The organism is Mycobacteriales bacterium (assembly GCA_035504215.1).
Classification (GTDB): Bacteria; Actinomycetota; Actinomycetes; order JAFAQI01; family JAFAQI01; genus DATAUK01.
Genome location: DATJSI010000030.1, coordinates 1 through 4,042 on the forward strand (window position 1 = coordinate 1; position 4,042 = coordinate 4,042).

Here is a 4,042-nt window from a genome sequence, read left to right on the forward strand (position 1 = left end):
AGCGCTCCGGTGTGCGAGGCTGCCAGTCGTTGCGAGCGTTCGTTCCGGGCGAGCTTGAGCGCGACCACCGGCTTGCCGGCGGCCGTTGCCCTTGCGACGGCGGCGAAGAAGGCTTGCGGCCTGCGGATCTTCTCTATCACCAGTCCGATGGCGGTGGTCTCCGGATCATCGACGAGGTAGTCGACGTAGTCGGCGAGATCCGTGATCGCCTCGTTGCCCGAGGACACCAGGATGTTCGTGCCGCAGTCCGGGTACAGCCACGCCGCCATCGCGCTACCGCTGGTCAGGGCGCCGCTCTGCGAAATCACCGAGATACCGCCGGGCCGGCGCTTGTGGCGGTTGGCAACCGTCAGGCTGACCCGACGGCGCACGTTGACATAGCCGAGCCCGTTCGGACCTATGACCGGCATCGAGGCCGCGGCAGCGGCGGCCCTAATCCGGGCCTGCAGTGCCTCGCCGCCGGTGTCGAGCTCCGCGAACCCGCTGGCGACCAGGACTACACCGCCGATGTCGAGCGCGGCGGCCTCCTCGACAAGCTCGGTCGTGCGTTCGGCGGACATGAAGCACATGACGGCGTCGATCGGCCGGTCCAGCGACGTCAGGCTGGGTGCGGTGGGCCGGCCGGCCACTGACTCGTAGCGTGGATTGACCATGAAGATCTCGGCGTCGCTGTCGAATGTGGGCGAGACCGTGTCGAGAAAGGAGGAATTATCACTGAGGCCCACGAACGCGATGGACGACGGCTTCAGGAGCCGGTCAAGCGCCGCCGCCATCGACCTCGTGGAGCCGGCTACCGCATGCCTCGACGGTGCCTCGTGCATGAGTGGTGCAGTGCCTCCGCTGGAGCCTGTTCCGACCATCACACGGACCTCACCCTTCTCCGGATCGGTGCCTGCGTCGCCGGCTTGACGAGGCCTGATGGGCAGGCTAGCATCAGCGAATCAATGATATGATACAGCAATACCGAGAACTGATCGTGACGTGAGGGGAATATCACATGAGGTTCAACGGTGGCAGCCTGAGCGCATCGAGCAGCGCCTTCAAGCACGGCGGACGCATACCTGATGCCTATTCCAACAACGGCGCTGGCGTGTCGCCATGAGACTCGACGGAAAAGCCGTACTGATCACCGGCGCCGGCGCCGGTCTCGGCCGTGAGAGCGCGCTGCTGTTCGCCGGCGAAGGGGCACGGGTAGCGGTCAACGACATCGTCGCCGAGCGTGCGCACGACGTCGCGGCTGAGATTGTCGAACGCGGCGGCGAAGCGATCGCGGTGCCGGGCGACGTGGCCGACGAAGCAGAGGTCTCCGCCGCGGTGAAGGCGACGGTCGACCGGTTCGGGCAGCTCAATGTGCTCTATGCCAACGCCGGCATCGCGGACGAGGGCAACGGCACGGTCGCGTTCGAGAATCGCTCAGTTGAGCATTGGCAGCGGATGATAGGCACCAACCTCACCGGCATGTTCCTGTCCTGCAAGCACGCAGTGCCGCCGATGCGCGAGGCGAAGGGCGGCAGCATCGTCATCACGTCGTCGATCGCCGCGTTCATCGTGTACCCCGGCTGGTCGCTGTACGCGGCGACCAAGGGTGGGGTCAACGGGCTGGTGCGCGGGCTCGCGGTCGACCTCGGCGCCTACGGCATCCGGGTCAACGCGCTGTGCCCGATGCTCGGTATGTCGCCGAACTTCATGAATCCGATCGGCTCGCCCGTGGTCTACGGTTCCTACGAGGAGTCCCAAGCATGGGACCCCGACACGTTCACCGGTCCGCTCAAGATCGGCCGCGCCCCGTCGTTGCGCGACAGCGCCAACCTGGCGCTCTTTCTGGCGTCTGACGAGTCGGCTTACATGTCGGGCGTGTGCATACCCTGTTGCGACGCAGGCGCCACGGTGCGCATGGGCTGAGCGCACTCGGCCGGATCAGCCCGGCCAGCGCCGCCTTGGGACCCACGCTTCGTGCGCGGAGCTGGTCACCCGCCGCTGTCGTACATCCATGACGGGCAGATTCGATAGTTCTATACATGGCGAATGTCCGGTGAGGGCGCCTGCGTGGCCGACTTGACGGGGCCCGGCGGGCAGGCTAGCATCAGCTAATCAATGCTATGATACAGCAATACTGAGAACTGATCGTGACGTGAGGGGAATATCACATGAAGTTCAATGGTGGCAGCCTGAGCGCGTCGAGCAGCGCCTTCAAGCACGGCGAGCGGATGCCTGATGCCCATTCCAACAACGGCGCCGGCGTGTCACCACCGATTTCCTGGTCCGACGTTCCCGAGGGAACGACCTCGTTCGCCGTGGTCTGCCATGACATGGACGCCCCGCTGATCGACGGCTTCACCCACTGGGTTGTTTACGGAATCCCGGCTGACGTTCGCGAACTGCCCGAGGGCGGCGGCGACGAATATACCCAGGGCGTGAACAGCCTGGGCAAGCCCGGCTGGTTTCCGGCCTCGCCGCCCCCAGGGCACGGCACGCACTTCTATCACTTCCATGTCTACGCGATCGGCAACAACCTCGAGCTCGAGCCGGGCCTGGGTACCTGGGATCTGCTGAAGAAGATCGATCCGGACGTCATCAACCAGGCGCGGGTTGTCGGTACCTACTCAAACGAGTGAGAGCGGGTCGGCCTAGATGAAGGCGGTTCAGCTCTCGGAGCAAGGGGGATCGCCGAGTCTCGACGACGTGCCAGAACCGATCATCACCGGTCCCTGGGACGTGATCGTGCGGATCGGCGGTGCCGGCCTGTGCCGTACGGATATCCACATCACCGACGGGCAGATGGGTCTGCCGCTCCCGCTCATCCTCGGGCACGAGAACGCGGGCTGGGTCAGCGAAGTCGGGTCGGCGGTCTTCAACGTCGCCGTCGGTGACGCGGTGATCATGCACCCGTTCATGAGCTGCGGGTTCTGCCGCGCCTGCCGCGCGGGCGTCGACATGCTGTGCAGCGATTACAAGTTTCCCGGCCTGACCGCGAGCGGCGGCATGGCCGAGTTCCTGAAGACGAGTGCCCGGGCGGTCGTCCCGTTGCCGGCCGGTATCGCCCCGGCGGATATTGCCGCGCATGCCGATGCGGGCCTGACGGCCTACCACGCGGTCAAGAAGGCGGTGCCGACGCTCGGTCCGGGCACGTCGGTCGTCGTGCTCGGCGCCGGCGGGCTAGGGCATATCGGTATCCAGTGCTTGAAGGCGATGACGCCGGCGCGCGTGATCGCGGTCGATACCCGGGAGATGTCGCTGCAACTGGCTACCGAGCTCGGGGCCGACAACGTCGTTCTCTCCGACGGGACTCAGGTCGAGAAGGTCGTCGAGATCACCAACGGCGGCGCGACGGCCGTGATCGACTTCGTCGGTGAAGATGGCGCCGAGAAGGACGCCGGGGCGATGCTTGGCCAGGAGGGCACGCACTACGTCGTCGGTTACGGCGGGACGATCGAGCTGCCGACCGGCCACCTGGTCAATGGCGAGAAACGGACGGCCGGGTGCCAGGTCGGTACGTATCTCGACTTGGTTGATCTCGTTCAGCTCACGGTCGACGGATACGTCAAGTTGGAGAATCGGTCCTACCCGCTGGATGCATACGACGAGGCAATTGCTGACATGAGGGCAGGGCGTCTTCTGGGTCGCGCCGTTCTCGTCCCTTAACCAGAAACGGGGGCTGGCTTCGATGATCTTTCATGAAGCGTTCGGCCGCGCTCTCGCCCACGTAACCGACACCGTCTTCGGTGTGCTCGGCGACGGGAATCTGTTCTTGATTGACAGCTACCGTCTGTATGGTGGCGGCCGGTATCTCTCGATGGCCAACGAGGGTGGTGCCGTGCTGGCCGCCAACGGGTACGCCAACACGACCGGCCGGCTCGGCGTGGCCACCGTGACCCACGGGCCGGGGCTGACGAACACGGTGACCGCTCTGGTCGAGGGTGTCCGGTCGCGCACCGCGACGCTGGTGATCGCCGGCGATACGGCGCCATCCAAGCGCGACCACATCCAGGGCATCAACCAGCAGCAGGTCGTCTCGTCATCCGGCGCGATCTTCGAGCAGGTC

5 protein-coding genes are annotated in these 4,042 nt (G+C 65.5%); 4 read left to right on the plus strand and 1 reads right to left on the minus strand.

The features are described 5' to 3' along the window. The coding region (locus VME70_02950) for a CoA-binding protein (GenBank protein HTW19153.1) at positions 1–773 on the minus strand (773 nt) is incomplete at its 3' end. 325 nt (positions 774–1,098) lie between these two features. Here VME70_02950 and VME70_02955 point away from each other — a divergent pair. From VME70_02955 to VME70_02970, 4 genes are all read left to right on the plus strand, one after another. Further along, positions 1,099–1,902 carry an SDR family NAD(P)-dependent oxidoreductase gene (locus VME70_02955; protein ID HTW19154.1) on the plus strand — a complete coding sequence of 268 codons (804 nt, stop codon included), beginning with the start codon at positions 1,099–1,101 and terminating at the stop codon, positions 1,900–1,902. Positions 1,903–2,147: 245 nt separating this feature from the next. Then, positions 2,148–2,615 (plus strand): YbhB/YbcL family Raf kinase inhibitor-like protein, encoded by a 468-nt coding sequence (locus VME70_02960; GenBank protein ID HTW19155.1) that lies wholly within the window; start codon positions 2,148–2,150, stop codon positions 2,613–2,615. A 16-nt stretch (positions 2,616–2,631) separates the two neighbouring features. Continuing rightward, positions 2,632–3,642 carry an NAD(P)-dependent alcohol dehydrogenase gene (locus VME70_02965; GenBank protein ID HTW19156.1) on the plus strand — a complete coding sequence of 337 codons (1,011 nt, stop codon included), beginning with the start codon at positions 2,632–2,634 and terminating at the stop codon, positions 3,640–3,642. A 22-nt stretch (positions 3,643–3,664) separates the two neighbouring features. Then, on the plus strand, positions 3,665–4,042 hold a 378-nt coding region (locus VME70_02970; protein ID HTW19157.1), incomplete at its 3' end, for a thiamine pyrophosphate-binding protein.

What these genes read in the sequence shown, in the direction of transcription:
- VME70_02965 (HTW19156.1), top strand. Translation starts at nt 2,632, where the DNA reads ATGAAGGCGGTTCAGCTCTCGGAGCAAGGGGGATCGCCGAGTCTCGAC.
- VME70_02960 (HTW19155.1), top strand. Translation starts at nt 2,148, where the DNA reads ATGAAGTTCAATGGTGGCAGCCTGAGCGCGTCGAGCAGCGCCTTCAAG.
- VME70_02955 (HTW19154.1), top strand. Translation starts at nt 1,099, where the DNA reads ATGAGACTCGACGGAAAAGCCGTACTGATCACCGGCGCCGGCGCCGGT.